Source organism: Rosistilla ulvae (assembly GCF_007741475.1).
In the GTDB taxonomy this organism is placed as follows: domain Bacteria; phylum Planctomycetota; class Planctomycetia; order Pirellulales; family Pirellulaceae; genus Rosistilla; species Rosistilla ulvae.
The window spans coordinates 3884543-3901556 of sequence record NZ_CP036261.1 but is presented as its reverse complement, the minus strand read 5'-3'; the positions used below and the strand labels follow the sequence as shown (position 1 = coordinate 3901556).

Annotated in this window: 14 protein-coding genes; 12 read left to right on the top strand and 2 right to left on the bottom strand. The window is 54.2% G+C overall.

Going from position 1 to position 17014, the window contains the following annotated elements; genetic code table 11:
• The first annotated feature begins 44 nt into the window (after positions 1-44).
• The 5 genes from EC9_RS13825 (at position 45) to EC9_RS13805 (ending at position 5020) form a co-directional block, all read left to right on the top strand.
• On the top strand, positions 45-779 hold the full coding sequence (locus EC9_RS13825) for a toll/interleukin-1 receptor domain-containing protein (RefSeq protein ID WP_145346108.1): 735 nt from the start codon (positions 45-47) through the stop codon (positions 777-779).
• Positions 780-1057: 278 nt separating this feature from the next.
• Positions 1058-2005: a sialidase family protein gene (locus EC9_RS13820; protein ID WP_145346106.1), complete on the top strand. Its 948-nt coding sequence runs from the start codon at positions 1058-1060 to the stop codon at positions 2003-2005.
• Between the two features lie 355 nt (positions 2006-2360).
• Positions 2361-2738 carry a VOC family protein gene (locus tag EC9_RS13815; protein WP_145346104.1) on the top strand — a complete coding sequence of 126 codons (378 nt, stop codon included), beginning with the start codon at positions 2361-2363 and terminating at the stop codon, positions 2736-2738.
• 534 nt (positions 2739-3272) lie between these two features.
• Positions 3273-3695: a hypothetical protein gene (locus tag EC9_RS13810; RefSeq protein WP_145346102.1), complete on the top strand. Its 423-nt coding sequence runs from the start codon at positions 3273-3275 to the stop codon at positions 3693-3695.
• Positions 3696-3859: 164 nt separating this feature from the next.
• Positions 3860-5020, top strand: a complete 1161-nt coding sequence (locus tag EC9_RS13805) for a metallophosphoesterase (protein ID WP_218934125.1) — start codon at positions 3860-3862, stop codon at positions 5018-5020.
• Positions 5021-5277: 257 nt separating this feature from the next.
• On the opposite strand, the gene EC9_RS13800 is transcribed toward EC9_RS13805, so the two are convergent.
• Positions 5278-6834: an IS1182 family transposase gene (locus EC9_RS13800; protein ID WP_145346098.1), complete on the bottom strand. Its 1557-nt coding sequence runs from the start codon at positions 6832-6834 to the stop codon at positions 5278-5280.
• Between the two features lie 200 nt (positions 6835-7034).
• On the opposite strand from EC9_RS13800, the gene EC9_RS13795 reads away from it, so the two are divergent.
• Positions 7035-8033 (top strand): hypothetical protein, encoded by a 999-nt coding sequence (locus EC9_RS13795; RefSeq protein WP_145346096.1) that lies wholly within the window; start codon positions 7035-7037, stop codon positions 8031-8033.
• Positions 8034-8262: 229 nt separating this feature from the next.
• On the opposite strand, the gene EC9_RS13790 is transcribed toward EC9_RS13795, so the two are convergent.
• Positions 8263-9504, bottom strand: coding sequence for an IS4 family transposase (locus EC9_RS13790; RefSeq protein WP_145346095.1), 1242 nt, complete (start codon positions 9502-9504; stop codon positions 8263-8265).
• A 116-nt stretch (positions 9505-9620) separates the two neighbouring features.
• Here EC9_RS13790 and EC9_RS13785 point away from each other — a divergent pair, with 116 nt between their 5' ends.
• The 6 genes from EC9_RS13785 (at position 9621) to dndE (ending at position 16991) form a co-directional block, all read left to right on the top strand.
• Positions 9621-9980 carry a hypothetical protein gene (locus EC9_RS13785; RefSeq protein ID WP_145346093.1) on the top strand — a complete coding sequence of 120 codons (360 nt, stop codon included), beginning with the start codon at positions 9621-9623 and terminating at the stop codon, positions 9978-9980.
• A 716-nt stretch (positions 9981-10696) separates the two neighbouring features.
• Positions 10697-11860 carry a cysteine desulfurase family protein gene (locus EC9_RS13780; protein ID WP_145346090.1) on the top strand — a complete coding sequence of 388 codons (1164 nt, stop codon included), beginning with the start codon at positions 10697-10699 and terminating at the stop codon, positions 11858-11860.
• 96 nt (positions 11861-11956) lie between these two features.
• Complete coding sequence (gene dndB, locus EC9_RS13775; RefSeq protein ID WP_145346088.1) at positions 11957-13063, top strand: DNA sulfur modification protein DndB; 1107 nt, start codon at positions 11957-11959, stop codon at positions 13061-13063.
• A 52-nt stretch (positions 13064-13115) separates the two neighbouring features.
• On the top strand, positions 13116-14597 hold the full coding sequence (gene dndC / locus EC9_RS13770) for a DNA phosphorothioation system sulfurtransferase DndC (RefSeq protein WP_145346086.1): 1482 nt from the start codon (positions 13116-13118) through the stop codon (positions 14595-14597).
• Positions 14594-16639 carry a DNA sulfur modification protein DndD gene (gene dndD, locus EC9_RS13765; RefSeq protein WP_145346084.1) on the top strand — a complete coding sequence of 682 codons (2046 nt, stop codon included), beginning with the start codon at positions 14594-14596 and terminating at the stop codon, positions 16637-16639. The genes dndC and dndD overlap by 4 nt, the downstream gene beginning before the upstream one ends.
• Positions 16629-16991 carry a DNA sulfur modification protein DndE gene (dndE, locus tag EC9_RS13760; RefSeq protein WP_145346082.1) on the top strand — a complete coding sequence of 121 codons (363 nt, stop codon included), beginning with the start codon at positions 16629-16631 and terminating at the stop codon, positions 16989-16991. The genes dndD and dndE overlap by 11 nt, the downstream gene beginning before the upstream one ends.
• Positions 16992-17014: the final 23 nt, after the last annotated feature.

Below are 17014 nucleotides of genomic sequence, written 5' to 3'. Positions count from 1 at the left end.
CCGTGGCGGCACGGTAATGCCAAAAGTTATGCTTGAAGAATCCAATGACCGGCGTATTTCTTAGTCACTCATCACCCGACAAGCCGTTCGCACGCCGAATCGGAAACGACCTTCGTGCATTCGGAACAAAAGTATGGATCGACGAAGCAGAAATTCGTGTAGGCGATTCTCTGATACAAAAGATCTCTGAGGGAATTGACAATGTTGACTTCTTGATCGTCCTGTTAAGCCAAGCTTCCTGCAAATCAGCTTGGGTGGAAAAGGAAGTCAACATAGCCCTGACGCAGGAAATCGTTGGGCGGCGAGTGAAAGTGCTACCGTGTCTTCTTGACGATTGCAATATTCCTACATTTCTCACTGACAAAAGGTACGCTGACTTCCGCGACGCAGCAAACTACCTATCGCAACGGGACGAGCTCGCTTTGGCGATGGGCCTTGCAATCCCACCCGCGCAGCAAGAGTTCTTAAACAAGTTTGTGTATCACGACCTCACAGACCTAAATTCGGGATTTGACACCGCATCAATGAAAAATTTTTCCGCTGGAGACTTTTTAAAGGCCTTGAAACGATTTGAGACGTTTAACGGCAAAGTGTTCGGAATCGAGACGTGGCCGGATGGTAAGTTCGGCGATGTCAAGGTTTACGAGGAATATACAGACGACGCCGCAGACTCCAATTGGTACCTGAAGGCCTTTGAAGATTTCAAGCACGAGGGATTAACGTCGCATTTTACAGCAAGCGGTATGATTCCTGGCGATGTGGTTGACCGGTTCTTGTAGCACCCAAGCCATTACCCATGGATTGAACGCGGATCCGCCGGTCGCGTTTTTTCTAGTGGAGCACCACCTGCGGCGGGCCAGTTCTTCCACCCGTTGTTGTGTCAATGAGGCTTGCCAATTGAAGCTTGATACTTTCACCGGATTGATAATCGCTGCAGTGCCATTGATGGGCGGCTAGTCGGCGGTCGCGGGTGAGGGCAGTCCCACTCGGATCATGGTACCGGCACCCGAAGACGCCCGGTATTGTCACTTATCGTAGCCAAAAGTCATCAAAGCGGATGATGGCAGCATTGTCGTCGCCTACATCGCGGGGAGGAAACACGTCAATGGTGACGCTTGCCCGCCGTGTCGGTGTCCAACGATGGCGGTACAGTTTCACATCGCCTCACGGGCTGAAGACTTTTGACAACACAATGCGGTATCAGCATGCTGCCAACCTAGCTATTGGGAAAGCCGAGGATGGTGCCATCGTTCTGATGGCGATGGCTTTCACGGATGACCTTCGCAACCATATCTACGGTTGGCGATCCGAGGATCACGGCAGAACCTGGAAAAGTACCGACACGTCCGGGATTGGAGACAGCAAAACGGGATCGGTCTTCGGCCATCTATTTCAGGTTCCGGCAGAAGGTCTGGCGGCGTGCGGCCACTACCGAAAGCCACGCGGAGAGGGTCTGTGGATCGCTTATTCCAAAGACAATGGCAAGAACTGGGGGCCGGCGAAGACGATCTCCACAAGGAAATATTTTGAACCAACTTTCATCTTCTCGGGTGGGCGTCTGGTTGGGTTAGTTCGCGAAAACGCTGCCCATGCCTACCATCAATTCGTCAGCGATGACCAAGGCGCGAGTTGGCAATTTCGACCGAGTGTCATCCAAGGGAACGAAAAGGCGGTCCATCCGAGCCCTTTCATCGTTGCCGATCCGACGCAACCTGATCGGCTCTACGCGCTGCAGACCGAAAGAATTAGCGATAATCGGATCAACCTGTGGCAAGCCGAGAGAGATACGCTTCAATGGCAGGAGAACCGTGTCCTGACTACCTCTCCCGATGTTGAAGATTTCGGCTATCCCTGGATGACGCACCTCTCTGGCAACGATTGGTTTATGGTTCACTATGCGGGTGAAAAAGATGGCCCCAACTCGATCTACGGCCGTGTCATCACGATTGCGCCACGGGAAAAGGGAAATGATCTCAACACGCCAATACGGGCCACGCGGGATTGACTCCATTCAACAATCCTAGATGAATCAAAGGTGCCACGACTCTTTGAACGCCCCTGTTTATCACCGTGACCTGACAGTCTTGTCCTGGTTCGCCCTTCATCATTCGCTTCGACTGCTTCTAATGTTCACCAATTGTTGTGCCGATTTCTTTAACGCAGAGGCGCAGAGAGCGCAGAGCCCTGTCGCGTGCGCAACTCTGCGCCTCTGCGTTTCAAAACCGTCGCCCCCTTATGTCGCGTGGTTCGGACGAATCAAAGGCGACAGGATTCTTCCGGAGGCCTAAGGTATCACGGTGTGCAGGGACCATTGACCTTGCGCACGCTCCCTCGACTTCAAGTACTTTCGAAAGTTCACAATGCAAACGAATCCCGTCGGCTGGTTTGAGATCTACGTGCAAGACATTTGCCGTGCTACGAAGTTCTACGAGACAGTGCTTGGCATAAAGCTCAACAAGCTCGAAGCCCCTGTGCCGGCAATGGAAATGATGGCCTTTCCGCTCGACATTGAACGCCCCGGTGCGTCGGGAGCGCTGATGAAGATGGACGGGTTTGAATCGGGATCCGGCGGCACGATCGTCTACTTTGGCTGCGACGATTGCGCTGTCGAAGCTTCACGCGTCGAAGCGGCCGGCGGGAAGATCAAAAGCCCGAAGATGAGCATCGAGGAATTTGGGGCGTTTGCGCTTGCTATCGATACCGAAGGCAATATGTTTGGCCTCCATTCCATGCAATAGCATGCGGCGGACAACCATGCGGTAGATGTATCTGTGGTGTCAGGCCTCTTTTAACGGCCCCATTTCTGGAAAGTCCTGACACCTTAGACCTTCCCGTTACGCTACGAACCGCAAATTACTAGCGACGCTGTTGAATGGAACTTTGGCCGCCAAGCGTCTTCCGCGTCGATGGTGACCAACGTTTGCAAAATATTAACGCAGAGGACGCAGAGCCTTGTCGAGTTCCTGCTCTGCGCTCTCTGCGCCTCTGCGTTTCAAATCCGTCGGCATCCCCTTCGGTCTGGAAGTTCGAGCGGTTGACGTTTGCGAATTGATTGGGGCTAACTTCTCGTCTGTTTCGTCGTCAAATCGCGCGTCTTGCACGCGTCAATAGTTGCTCCGCCCAACTTCGGTCATCTACAATCCCTATGCAGTGTTAGACATGCTGGACAATCTGTTGGCACCGTTTCCAGGTGCCGTGATGTTACCACGGCATGCGCTGGAGCACGTCATCTGACGTATTTGACATGGACAACCAACCCACCGTGCCCAGTGATGGCCAACGTTAACCAGCGCAAGATCTTGACGAAATACCGACGGTTGATCTTCGCCGGATTCGCTATCGTTGCGATCGTGATCGCCTGCTTGATCGGGGGGCCACGTCTTAATCGTCGCATCGTTGGTGAACACCAACGCAACGTGATCCGTGAGTTGGACCGCTGGGCTGACGAATACGCGGTCGTGACGGATAGGGACTCCGCAATTCGTTCCGCCAACATGATCGGTTATATTTCGACCCATTACACTCCTTGCGATGGTTATCGTTCGGATGATGCAACGGAGCAACGATTGCAAGTCGCACGCCAGCGCTCCATGACACAGATCGCCGATGCACTTTCCGAGTACACAGGGATTGCGGTAGCGGATCCGTTGGATTGGCCGGCCGAGATGAGTGACAACGCTGCGGGGCCGCCATAAGTCGATCAACGAAGCGCTGAACGCCGTTGGGACGAGTAAGTGAGCATTGAACCCAAACCGTGCTGCGATAGCCGGGTCACGTCCGTCGTTACCTAGGTTGCCGCTCGCCCCGTGGACGATGAATTCCATGCACCGCGTTTTTCCCGGCGTGGGCCAACTTCCGTTTGTCGCCCTGGCACTTTGGGGCCAGCTGCTCGCTAGTAGAAAGGACTATTTTGAAACGCTCGATTTTGCTGGACTTGGCCCTACTGCTGCTTTCTTGTTGCACACCCGCTTCGGCAAAGGGGCAAGACCGTCCGATAGTCGCGATTCCTGGTCACGCCAGCGGATCGACGACTCCAGCGCACGAAGGCTCCGGACGCGATTCTGATTCCTTCACTCTGGTCGTGCTGCCCGACACGCAGGGCTACGCCGATGTCAGGCATAAGGAGACACAGAAGCACTGGCCCGACATTGGCGATCAACGCTCCTGTTTCTTTCAACAGACGGAGTGGATCAAGCAGAATCAGCAGAAGTTGAACATCGCGATGGTGGTGCATGTGGGAGACATCACGCAGACGGATCACGATGACGAATGGGAGATTGCGGATACGGCCTTCCGAGTGCTCGACGATCATGTTCCCTATGTCGTTTGTTCCGGGAATCACGACATGGGGTATTCGCCGCAACACCGAGGCACCAGTTATTCGCGTGACAGCCGGTTCAACGCCTATTTCGCTCCGTCGCGTTTCACAAACAATCCGTTGTATCGCCCACATTTCGGCGTGGATGCGAAGCAGCACTTTCGGGAAGAGGGGAAGATCGAGAACTATTACCTTTTTCTAAACGCCGGTGGAATGAAGTTTCTGATTGTCATTCTCGAATTCAAACCACGCGACGAGACCCTTGCATGGGCAAACAAGATTGTTTCGCAGCATCCGGATTGCCGCACCATCGTTGTCACCCATGCCTACCTCACGAGCAAAACCGGGCAGCGGTCGAGTGCTGACAATTACAAGGTGCAAGGCAATTCAGGCGAAGTCATCTGGAATAAATTTGTCAGCCAACACAGAAATATCTTTATGGTGCTATCGGGGCATGCCATGGAGAATCGATTGACTAGCAAGGGAAAGCATGGAAACCTTGTCCATCAGGTTCAGGCCGACTACTGGTACTGGGACATTCCCAAGATCAAGGCAGGGAGTGGATTCTTGCGGATCATGACTTTCTATCCCGACAGGAACAAGATTGAAGTCCAGACCTATTCGCCTGTACTGGATGAGTTCCTCGTACGTCCCCGAAGCACATTCTCGTTGGATTACACCATGTCTGATTCCGGAAATTAGAATGTTCGCTTGGCTGCAAGCGGAGGCATGTTTGCGGCGAAGAGAGGCGTGAACCAATGGACTGGCTGACGTCTTTGCGGGACCGGGGGGGCCGAAACTCTTGACGGCCTGTCGATATAAGTGGTCTAGGTTCGTTTTTTTCTTGGTTTCCTCCTTACCTCCGCTGGCGATGACGGCGTAGCGGTAGCTACAAGTCATCGAGAGCAGGTAGGAGGAGAGGCGGACAGGGAAAGGCACGGTGCCGGTGAAGTCGAACGTTATGGAACGCACGCTCGTGCAAGATGGGGAGCCAGACACAGCAAGCGATGAACATTGTGAGCGATGCACAACCATTGCCACTCGCAACGAACCTTCTCTAGGCCGCGCACAAGGAACTCACGAACACCAAAGTGATGCTTGATCAACGCGAAAGGACGTTCGGTTACCGCCGCTCGAAGAGCGTATTTTGTGCGTGAGCAGTCCCTCTGCATCCGACGCGTGTGCGAAGTCTTGGCTTGTTCGTGGACACCGCACTCGATCCGGCGACCATATTGATTGCGACTGTTCTTGAAACACTTCGTCCGAAGTGAACAACCCGAACAGTCTCGCTTGTCGGCTCGGTAAAGGAAACGCTCGGCACCGGTGTGATCTTTGCGCCGGCTCTTGCGCTCAAGTGTCTTGCCCATCGGGCAGTAGTAAACGTCCGCCTCGGCATCGTACAGGAATGCTGTCTTGTCAAGCGTACGCTCGTCCTGCTCACCCTTCTTCGGCTTCTTGCCGCGAACAGGAAGTCGGTCAATCTTTTCGGCTGCGATCGGTTGACTTGGATCTTTGCGGTACGCCGGGTTCTCCGGTCCCGCTGGCGTGTAGAAGTCGACGTGCTTGTCCTTGCAGGCAGCAATGTTCTCACCGGTTGCCATCAATCCGTCGGCCAGCACCTGGACCTCACGCTCGCGGTCGCCTTCCATGAAGTTCTCGCGAACCTGATCGATCGCCCCGTGCATGTGGCTCTGTTCATCAATGCCGCTGATCACATCGGCTGCGGCGATCAGCCCGCTATCGGCATCGACCGTGGCCGTTGGGTTATAGTTCGGTGCGAAGCCGCCTTCCTTGTTTTTGGCGATCCGGCTTTGCGGGTCGGTGATCGGCAAGCGATCGGGAACCTTCTTGCCTTCGCTTTGAATCCGTTCGAGCTCGGCAAGGGCCGAGTCAATCTGCTGGCTCTGGCGAGAGAGTTGCTCTTCTTTGTCGGCTGCCGCCGCAGCGTCGAAGATTTCGTCTTCGCTGTCCTGAGCCTGCTCAACGGCTTGGCGATGTTCTTCAAACTCGGCGGTGAGTTGCTTCTTGGCCTGGCGAAGTTCGTCCGGCGTCCGCGTGCCGATGCGGCGGTTGCTTGCTCGCAGGCGTGTGCCGTCATAGCCGAGTGACCGCAATGTGAGATGCCCCATCTGTTGAGCAATCAGGCCGATTTGAACAAACAGGTCGCCGATAGCCCCGGCGTTGGAGGTGCGAAAGCGGGCGATGGTGCTGTGGTCGATCGAGCGTCCTTCGGCCAGCCAGCGAAAGTCCAAGCGAAATTGCAAGGCTTCCTCCAGTGCCCGGGAGGTTCGCACGCGTTTGAGTAGCCCGTAGAGAATGACTCCGGCGATGACGCGAGGATGAATTGGCGGCTGTCCTTTGGTGAGGTCGTAGCTAGCCTCCCAGTTCGACCAATCGATCTTGCCGAGCATCGCATCGATGGTGCGAACCGGATGCTCGATAGGGACGGCGTCATCAAGTTTTTCAGCGAAAAGAACGAGCTGTTCGCGATTTTCTTTCGGTTGTGCCCAGCCCATCGCTCTTCTCCAAACTGACCGTACGATTGCCCCGTAAAGAGTTTAGCGCTATCCAGTTCCATGTCGACAGCGAATGACTAAATCGACAGGCCGTTGACGACTTCCGCTACGCCAGAGATTCCCTCACTCCCAGCACCTCCACTAAACTAGCGAAACGAAAACACCATCGCAGCTCCTGAAACGAAAACGGAAACGAACACATGTCGTGGTTTCAACAATTGACAGGGATCGACGAATCGACGCCGCAGCAGGTGCGGGCGCAGTTGAGTGTCGATGGCGAACAGCTCGTCTGTCCCGATGGCAGACGAATCGCCTGCGGGCGTTTGCAGACGCCGACGCTCGCTGAATTGCGTGCAACAGCGGATGCGACGAGCCCGGCAACCGGTCGTTTATCGCTGCGAGAGATCGTCGCTGACGTGCGGCAACTGCATGCCGACCCGAGCAACGCCGACGCGCTTTTCCAAGTCGCATCGCAATTTAATCTGCTGGAGATGGCCGCCCCCTCGGTGACTCCCGAACGAGGTGTGGGGATCTACGAACACGACCACACCCAGGGGCCGGCCTGCGCTGTCGCGTGTGGAGCTGGCACGATCTATCGCAACTATTTCGCTGCCGTGGGAGATCGCGTCGGCCAATCGCACGACCATCAGATCGATTGCAGCGCGGACCTCGGCCGGCTGTTGGGGAATCGAGCGAATCAGCTTTGGCGAATGCAAAACGGTTACCTCTTTCCGACCGATTCGGGGCTGCGGCAGATCGACCGGACGCTTGAATCTGCCACCGCCGGCGAACGCGACAGCTATCGCGACACGTTGCGTATCGGGCTGCAATGGAACACGGCGGTGACGCTTGCGGGATCCAGCCACCGCGTCTCGCAAGCCTATTGTTCGGCGCTGCCCGTCGCTTATGGAAGCCAACCCGCGGCGGAATGGACTGCGTTTGCGAAACTGGTTTTGGAAGCTGCCTACGAAGCGACCTTGGCCGCAGCGGTCGTCAACCTCGCCGAAACCGGATCGAACAAGCTCTACCTGACGCTGTTGGGAGGCGGAGTGTTTGGGAACCGGAACGAGTGGATCATTGCAGCCATCGAGCGCGCGGTCGCCAGCTACCGCGAAACCCCGTTGGATATCGCGATCGTCTCCTACGGCGCATCCCATCCCGCCGTCGCCGATCTCGTCAAGAAGTTCACTGCACCGTAGTGGACGAGGTCACAAGCTGTCGATTACCCACAAGTCATTGGTCTGGTCCGAAGGCTTGCCAGCAGAGGGCGAAGTCGAGCATTCGCCGCGTGCCTCGCCAGATCACTTCGGCTCCCGGCGGACCGTCGCCTTCGCGGTGATTGTAGCCGCCAAGGGTCGCAATGAGTCGAGACAGCTCAGGAGCCTGCTTTGGGGGAGCCGTCTTTTCCACCACTTTCCAGACCGACTTCTATTCCGCTTCGCTGAAGACGACATCACAGGGAAGCTCTGGACACTCGCGGCCTAAGAAGGTCACAAACATGATCCGCCATGCGATCACTTTGTAAAACATCAACGCGCGGATCAGTCGGTCTCTCGCTTCGAGTTGAATCTCTTCGACCCGGCAGCCAGTTTTGAAAACTCGAAAGAATACTTCGATTGGCCAACGAGCCACATACAAATCCACAATCCGCAGCGTCTGGGCAATCGTGTCGACCGGCAGAGAACTCAAAAACAGCCAGTCGACTTCGGTTCCGTCGCCTGGGCCATCGATCTCGCTCACCCAAACGACACTGATCTCGACCGGCGGCATCGAAGACTGCTTGTTGTGTGGCGCACGAAGAGTCATCCGCTTCGCTCGAATTTCTAACTTCGCAGTGCGTGCTTCACGGCCGGGGTGTTGTTTGTTTCCTGATCCTTTGGTTCGCTCGGGCGTTTGGGGAAGCTGGACTTCGCGGTAAGCGACCGGCTGGGCGGATGCGATTTCGGCACGCATTTTCTTATAAGCCGCAGGCCCGCCATCGGGGTCTTTCTCCGGCAACGAGCGTTTTCGCTGCGAGCGAATGACGAACTGAGCCGGTGTTTCATGCTGATCGGCTTCGACGAAAATGTCGTAGATGTCTCCTTCGCGATCGGCCAGCGAAACGATCTGAGTTTCAGGACATTTTCCGGCGATCTCGCAGGCCTTGCGGTAACCATCGAGCCATCGTTGCCCTTCGCCGGTGTGTAGGGGTTGGCCTTCTCGCTTCTTGCTGGTGCCGAGCGCTTCTTTGTCGCGATCGTAGAACTTAACACCGACCACCCCGAGACAAAGTTTCTCCGGCGTGAAGGCGATGTGGGAATGATCGTAAAGTCCACGGCGGCCTAAGCGATCGAGATTGCGGACGCCTTCGGGCGGATGCGCGGTGTAGTCCAGTTCGGTGGTATCTTGTGCGATGCAAACGGTGTCTTGGGCTTTGATTCGTTGGAGTGTCTTTTCAGCGTGAGCCCCGAGAATGGCTTCGGGATCGACGTTGGGGTTATCCAATAGACGGTAGGCGGCTTTGGTTTCGTCCCAGCCACTGCAAGCTTCGTTGATACTGGCCGAAGGGTTGGCCGCCAGCGAGGCGAGCAACGCTTCGGCTCGATCGTTGAGACGTTTGTCTCCAAGTTGAATATCTTGAAATTCGTATGCGATACTGGTCGGTTGCATGCTTTCACCTTGAGATTTCATTGTGCAAAATGAAATACTACAAGCGCAAATACCGTGCCAGAACGAGCTGTTTTTGCGGCGACTTGTGGGTAATCAACAGGAGGTCACAAGTCCCCAACAAAACAAAGGAACGATCCGTGAACCTTTCGCAGCCGTTGATTTATTCGGTAGGGACCCAAGTCGTGGCGCAGCGGGATGTGATCGCGGCCAACGATCGGATCGCAAATCCGGCCAGCGCGGCCAGCGTGATCGTTTGCGCTCCGCAGGACCGCAGTCATAGTTATCGCGTCCGTTTTTCCAACGGTTTCGAAACGCAGCTCCGCCACGACCAACTCGTCCGCTTGGCGGAATTTAAAGCCGCTTCGATCCACGGTGGGGCTGTGACGGTGATGAGCGGCGATCTATACGATCCCGTAACTGATACGAGTGATTCATTGGTCCCGACGCTTACGTGTTCCCAATGTTCCGCGGCGGCACTCCCCCTCGCAATCAAGTAAGAAACGCAGAACGCCAGGCCTCAAAGCCATGTCCCAGCAGCGAAAAACATCCAGCAGCTTTACCGGACGATCCGCCAAGCGTTTTCGCAACGCGTCATCGACAATGGCCTGATTACCACTTCGATCGGCCTTAGCCTGGTGAGCCGGGGCACCCGCCACGCCAACCATCTCGAATTCGTCATCGATGACGAAATCTACTCAAATGGTTTTCGTTTGACGCGGCTCGTCTTATTTGTCGAAGGTTTCTTGGGCCAATGCGTCGGTTGTGCGTAGGCTTGCCCATTGCTGGTTTTTCGTGGGCTGAGGCTGCTCGGCCTTAATTTTCTTTTGACGCGGGCCGCCTGGACTTTCCGAGTCGGTTCGATTTTCGCAAGTCGTTTTGAGAGCTTCTTCTCCTGTTGGGGCTGCTGTTAAGAATCGTCTTGTTCCTGCAACGGAGAGGAGCAGGCTTGAACCGCGTAGGACGCAGTGTCGCCGACACATCAACATTCTTTGGCCACACCAGTTGTTGGACGCTAAGAAAAAGTGTGGTCGAATGCTATGGCCTTTTTGTGTTTTAAGAGTTTCAGCAAACGCTTCGCTATTATTTTTTTCTCTGGGCGATTTGCGTTTGGGGAGGCGTGTTTTGCGAAGGTGGGTGTCAGACCGCTTCCAGCGCTTCCGGCCAGGGGTAAAATGCGGATAAACCGCCAGTGAGACTTGAACTGAGTAAGAACATGACTGCAAAGCCCATTTATCTGGACAATAATGCGACAACACGAACTGACCCCGTTGTTGTTGCAAAGATGTTGCCCTACTTGACGGAACACTTCGGGAATGCATCTAGCGTTACGCATGAGTACGGGCTGGTTGCGGGAGCTGCAGTGAGTGAGGCGCGTGAAGCTGTCGCAAATTTGCTTGGTTGTGACGAAAAAGCGATTGTCTTCACGAGTGGAGCGACCGAGGCCAATAACCTTGCTTTGTTTGGCGTAATGCGAGCTGCAGCAAACGGGAAGCATTTGATTGTCAGCGCAGCTGAACATAAGACTATTTTAGATCCTGCCCATAGGCTCGAACGTGAGGGCTACGATATCACCGTTTTGCCGGTGGATGAGTACGGAATGGTTTCCCCGAGTACTGTACGGGCTGCAATTCGCAAAGACACCGCGCTTGTGTCGGTTATGCACGCCAACAACGAAGTTGGGTCAATCAATTCGATTTGCAAAATTGGCGAGACGTGCAGACGGGCGGGTGTGTTATTTCATACGGACGCAACGCAGACCGTTGGAACGGTGAGGTTTGATCTTTCCAGGATGCCCGTTGACCTACTGAGCTTGTCTGCTCACAAAATGTATGGACCAAAAGGAATCGGAGCACTCTATGTTCGCCGAGGAACGCCCCGTATTAGGGTTGAGCCTCTATTCGAAGGCGGAGGGCATGAGAGGCGAATGCGAAGCGGGACGTTGCCAGTGCATCAAATTGTCGGGCTTGGGGAAGCGTGCCGGCTTTGTAAAGCAAACCGCGAAGTTGAATCAAAGCGTCTGGCAGAGATTCGCGATCAACTTCGCCACGGTCTTGCGGCATCGGTCGTCGACATTCAATTCAACGGGCATCAAACGGAACGCATGCCAGGTAGTCTCCATGTCTCGATACCTGGGGTGAACAGTAATGCGCTGATGCTAAATCTGCGAAACGACCTGGCGGTGAGTTCAGGATCGGCTTGCACGACGCTTGCGCCGGAGCCGAGCCACGTACTTATCGCGATGGGAATTGAACCCAGCCTGATTCCATCAAGCCTGCGTTTCGGCATCGGGCGATTCAACACGATGGAAGAAATCGAACGAGTTATCACACTCGTTTCGGTTGCTGCGAAAAAACTTCGCAAACTTAGCGTTCGTTGAACGAACTTGGAAGCCGAAGATCGCTGTGCAGTTGACTTCCAGTTCAGGTTGGTTTAACTTCCGGTGCTTGGGGTTTAACTTCCGCGGAGGTGAGGCATGGGATCTGAAGACAATGTGTTGACGTTTTCCGCGATTCGTGGTGTTCAAGCTGGTCGCGAGTATTACGGCGCGATGTGTCCGCTACGTGTGGTCGCAAAATTTTTCGTGTTTGATGAAGAAGAAGTCGGAGCTGAGCTGCGCGCGCAGAGATCAATTAATCGTTCTCGTGTGCCGGAATTAACGAGATATATCGTCGAAAATCCTAAAGACTACATCTTCTCGTCCATTACCGCATCCATTGATGGCAATGTTGAATTCAAGCCATTTGAGGCGAATGGGGCTGGTAAAAACCTTGGGAAATTGAGCGTTCCAATGACGTCACGCTTTCTGGTGAATGACGGGCAGCATCGAAGGGCGGCTATTGAGGAAGCTGTTAAGGAACGTCCTGAGTTAGGGGATGAAACAATTTCCGTCGTGTTCTTCCACGATGCAGGGCTAAGACGCAGTCAGCAGATGTTTTCAGATTTGAATCGGCATGCAATACGGCCGACTAAGTCTTTGGGCATATTGTACGATCATCGCGACCCACTGTCTCAACTTGCCCGTCACGTTGTCGACGAGGTAAGTTTCTTTGCGGTTCTTACAGAAACAGAAAAGACGACAATTTCTAACCGAACTAACAAGCTTCACACTCTAAGCAGTATTTACCAAGCAACGCGAACGCTGTTAGGAAAATCCAAGCGTTCAAAGGTTGCTGCTCACGAAAAAGACCTGGCAGTTAGCTTTTGGGAAGAAACGGGTAAGCTGATTCCGGATTGGGGGCTTGCCGTCGATAAAAAGGTCGCGTGCGCCGAACTTCGTCGCGATTTTATTCATGCGCACGGGATTGCATTGCAAGCGCTTGGCGGTATGGGAGCGTCGTTGCTCGCAGATGACCCCAGCGGTTGGAAGCGGCGATTGAAGCCGATCGCGAAAATCGATTGGTCGCGTAAGAACGGCGAAGTTTGGGAAGGTAGGGCACTGGTTCGCGGTAAGATAAGCAAGGCGCTGACGAATGTAGTGCTAACCACTAATTATTTGAAGCAGCAGCTCGGACTTTCTCTATCCGCAGCCGAACAGCAACAAGAAGCGAAGCTCCAGCAATACAAACCTTCCGAACGATAAGTCGCTAACAAATTTGGCCGAGACTCGCTACAAGCTTGGCCTCCAATCCATTATGGCAAAGATCAAGATCCCCGCAGTCGCAAATGAGCGAAACTCGATTTTCGATTTAAAACCGATTGACGCATTCATCGCAGAAGTGCAAGACGTTTACTTGGCTGACAACGCCCCTTGGGTACTGGGCTACAGCGGTGGCAAGGACTCGACGGCGACACTGCAGTTGGTTTGGATGGCGATTAAGGCCCTCCCACTCGAGAAACGTCAAAAGACTGTTTACGTCATTTCATCGGACACATTCGTCGAAACACCGGTCATCGTTGGGCACATCGACACTAACCTCGATGCAATTAATTCAGCCGCCAAAGCCGAAGGCTTGCCTTTCGAGGCGCACAAAGTTGTTCCTGAAGTCTCCGATACCTTCTGGGTTTGCCTGCTAGGAAAAGGTTACCCCGCACCGACGACACGTTTCAGGTGGTGTACCGCACGAATGAAGATCAGCCCGGCCGATAAGTTTATTCTTGGCCGCGTTGCTGAATTCGGCGAAGTTGTGATGGTTTTGGGGGCACGTCGTGGCGAGAGTGCAACGCGTGACCAGGTGATGAAGAACCGCGAGATTCATGGTTCCCGTCTGCGGAAGCACTCCACGCTTTTAAACGCATTCGTTTACGCACCGATTGAAGAGTTTTCAACCAACGACGTTTGGACGTATATCCTCCAAGGTGACAATGGACGATCACCATGGGGGGCTGACAACAGCGAGCTCGTCGGAATGTACAAGAGTGCGGCTGGCGGTGAGTGTCCACTCGTCGTAGACAACAGCACGCCGTCATGCGGCAACAGCCGCTTTGGATGCTGGGTTTGCACTGTCGTCGAGAAAGACCACTCGATGGAGTCGCTCGTAGACAACGGCGAAGAGTGGATGGAACCGCTGCTGGACTTCCGCAACAAGTTGGCAACGCATCGCCTTCCCGAGGTAAAAAGGAAAATTCGATCAATCAAACGACGCGACGGGCGAGTATGGCGTAAGAAGAACGAAGATGGATCGGAGGGAACGCCAATTCCTGGTCCATATCTATTCGAGTTCCGTTGCGAGATGCTCCGCGAGCTATTGGAGATCGAACAACGTATCCGTCGCGAAGGGCCAGACCCCAATGCACGATTGATCCGCGAGGATGAACTTGGTGAGATTCGCAAAATCTGGCGAACCGAGGAACAAGATTGGCGAGACTCGGTTCCGAAGATATATCGCGAAGTCACCGGCGAGGAACTTCCTGGCGTTATTGATGATGTCACAAGCCTGACCAGCGCCGACGCATCTTTGCTGCAGGAGGTTTGTTCAAGGCATGACGTACCGACTCGGTTGGTTGGCAAGTTGCTAGATCTTGAACGTGACATGCAAGGGATGAGTCGCCGTGCTGGCATCTTTAAGCAGATCGACAGAGTGTTTCGCGAAGACTGGAAAGAAGAGATACGGGCGCGAGCGGAGGTGGATGCATTGATTGCAGCATCTGAGGCCGATGACGAGGACAACGAGTGAGAATTCATACCCTACGACTGAATAACTTTGGCCTCTTTCGAGGTGTGACCGAATTTGATTTGCTACCCAAGGTCAAATACAACAAAGAGCGTCCTGTTATACTGGTCGGTGGCAAGAACGGCGCCGGCAAAACAACGATCCTCGAAGCCGTGCGGCTCTGCCTATACGGGCCATTGCTGCTAGGCTCCCGCGTATCGGCACGCGAATACGAAGAGTACCTTAGATCTCGCGTTCACCGCAACGACGACGCTCTGGTGATGAATACAACCGCTTCGGTTGCGTTAGAGTTTGAACATTCCGAGCTCGGCAAAAGCCATCGCTACACGGTCGAACGAAGTTGGGACATCGGTACCAAGAAGATTAAGACGCATCTGCTGGTTCAACGCGATGGGGACCCGATTGACGATCTCGATCACGCACACGCCGACGATTTTTTGCGTGATCTGATTCCGCCCGGTGTGTCTCAGCTCTACTTCTTCGATGGTGAAAAAATCCAAGAACTTGCCGAATCCGATGACGACGACGCTGCGCTGTCCGACGCTATTCGTAGTTTGCTTGGTCTTGATTTGGTGGAACGTTTGAGTGGCGACTTGCAAATTTATGCTAACCGACTACAGAAGCTCGACAATATCGACACGCTGCAAAAAGAGCTCGACAACGTCGAGAAGGAGATTCAAGACAAACAAGACCGTCACTTGAAATCCCGAATTGCCCTCGATGAAGCTCAGTCGCGTGTTGACGACATTGCCAAGCAAATCGCAGCCACTGAAGCCCGCATCGCGAAAGAAGGCGGTGCGTTCGCCGATGTTCGTGGGAAGCTTGAGTCAGATCGGAAGCGATTGCGGACCGCGATCGAAGATGCCGAAAATCAACTGCGACAGCTAGCGGAAGGCTTGCTACCATTTTCGCTCGCTAAATCTCTTTGCCGAGACCTCACGAACCAACTCAAGAACGAAGACCGCGTCCAAGGCTGGCGCTCGCATCGAACACTTCTGCAAGAACGCATAGAGCGACTTCACATAGCGACCCGAAAAGAACTTGCTGGAATCGACGGCCTGACCGATGAAACGCGTGGCGTGCTTGCCGACCGAATCACACAGATGGTTGGCAAGTTGGGCGAACCACCCGAAGGCTTGCCTGATGTGAAGTTGGTCCATCGTTTGTCCAGCGATCTTAAAGAGTCATTGTTTGAAGGCATAAGAGGTGCAACGGAGTACGTACCTGATAGGGCAAAGAAGGTGATCGGCCAACTCGAAACCGACACTCGCGATTTGCAAAAAACTGAGGCGGCCTTAAAGAAGGCTCCGAAGGAGGACCAATTGCGGCCACTTGTTGAGCGGGTAAACGACTTGAACCGCGAGATTGGCGGCGCGGATGCTGATCTAAAAAGAGCATTAGCTGAGTACAGCAGTGCCGAATTTTCCCTGAAGGAAGAACGTAGTCGCAAGGCGAAACTGACAGACAAAAAGAGCGAAGCCGAGAAACAAGGCGAACGCGAACAAATGGTGGAAAGCGTGAACGCGGCACTTGAGGAATACGTCAGGGAGCTCACCGCCGACAAGTCCCGCGAGCTCGCGCAGTGTGTCCGCCGCCGCTTTCAACAACTTTGGCGAAAGGGCGATATCGTTCGTCGCATCGAAATCGACCCGATCTCATTCATTGTCAAGCTCTACGATCGTCACGATCGCGTAGTCCCCAAGACCCAGCTATCGGCCGGCGAAAAACAGATGTATGCCATTTCTATGCTTTGGGGACTGGCCGAAGTGTCACGACGCCCCTTGCCGATGGTGATCGATACGCCCCTGGGCCGGCTCGATGGCGAGCACCGCTCGCACTTAGTCGAGCACTATTTTCCCGAGGCGAGCCACCAAGTCATCATCCTCAGCACCGACACGGAAATCGACGAAACATACTTCAACGACCTCAAGCCTCACCTCAGCCACGTTTACCACCTCAGCTACGAGCAGTCCCAAGGGCGAACCGTCGTGAGCGAAGGTTACTTCTGGAACCATCGCAACCAGGAACTGACGAATGCATCTTAACAAAATCAAACTGACCAAAGATGCGTCCGATCGTTTGAAGCAACTTAAGGCAAGAACTGGGCTGACGCCAAACATCCTAAGCCGCATCGGTTTTTGTATGTCGCTAAGCGATCCAGCCATTCCCGATCCAGGCGAGTACCCAGAAGAGGATCGCGAGTTCAATCGCTACACCTTGCTTGGTGAGTGGGACGCGTTGTACGTCGCAATGCTTCGGCAAAGGATGCTCAACGACGAACTGCCCGATGACGCCGTTGAAGTTGACTACTTTCGCGCTCACTTGAATCGGGGTGTGATTGCATTGAGCCGGCAAGTAAAGTCAATTGCTGACCTGGCTTCTCTGGCCATCACTTAGGTCGCCGCGTGCCGCTGAACTAG

Coding starts and splice junctions, on each gene's coding strand:
- EC9_RS13825 (WP_145346108.1), top strand. CDS start 45: ATGACCGGCGTATTTCTTAGTCACTCATCACCCGACAAGCCGTTCGCA.
- EC9_RS13820 (WP_145346106.1), top strand. CDS start 1,058: ATGATGGCAGCATTGTCGTCGCCTACATCGCGGGGAGGAAACACGTCA.
- EC9_RS13815 (WP_145346104.1), top strand. CDS start 2,361: ATGCAAACGAATCCCGTCGGCTGGTTTGAGATCTACGTGCAAGACATT.
- EC9_RS13810 (WP_145346102.1), top strand. CDS start 3,273: ATGGCCAACGTTAACCAGCGCAAGATCTTGACGAAATACCGACGGTTG.
- EC9_RS13800 (WP_145346098.1), bottom strand. CDS start 6,834: ATGGGCTGGGCACAACCGAAAGAAAATCGCGAACAGCTCGTTCTTTTC.
- EC9_RS13795 (WP_145346096.1), top strand. CDS start 7,035: ATGTCGTGGTTTCAACAATTGACAGGGATCGACGAATCGACGCCGCAG.
- EC9_RS13790 (WP_145346095.1), bottom strand. CDS start 9,504: ATGAAATCTCAAGGTGAAAGCATGCAACCGACCAGTATCGCATACGAA.
- EC9_RS13780 (WP_145346090.1), top strand. CDS start 10,697: ATGACTGCAAAGCCCATTTATCTGGACAATAATGCGACAACACGAACT.
- dndB (WP_145346088.1), top strand. CDS start 11,957: ATGGGATCTGAAGACAATGTGTTGACGTTTTCCGCGATTCGTGGTGTT.
- dndC (WP_145346086.1), top strand. CDS start 13,116: ATGGCAAAGATCAAGATCCCCGCAGTCGCAAATGAGCGAAACTCGATT.
- dndE (WP_145346082.1), top strand. CDS start 16,629: ATGCATCTTAACAAAATCAAACTGACCAAAGATGCGTCCGATCGTTTG.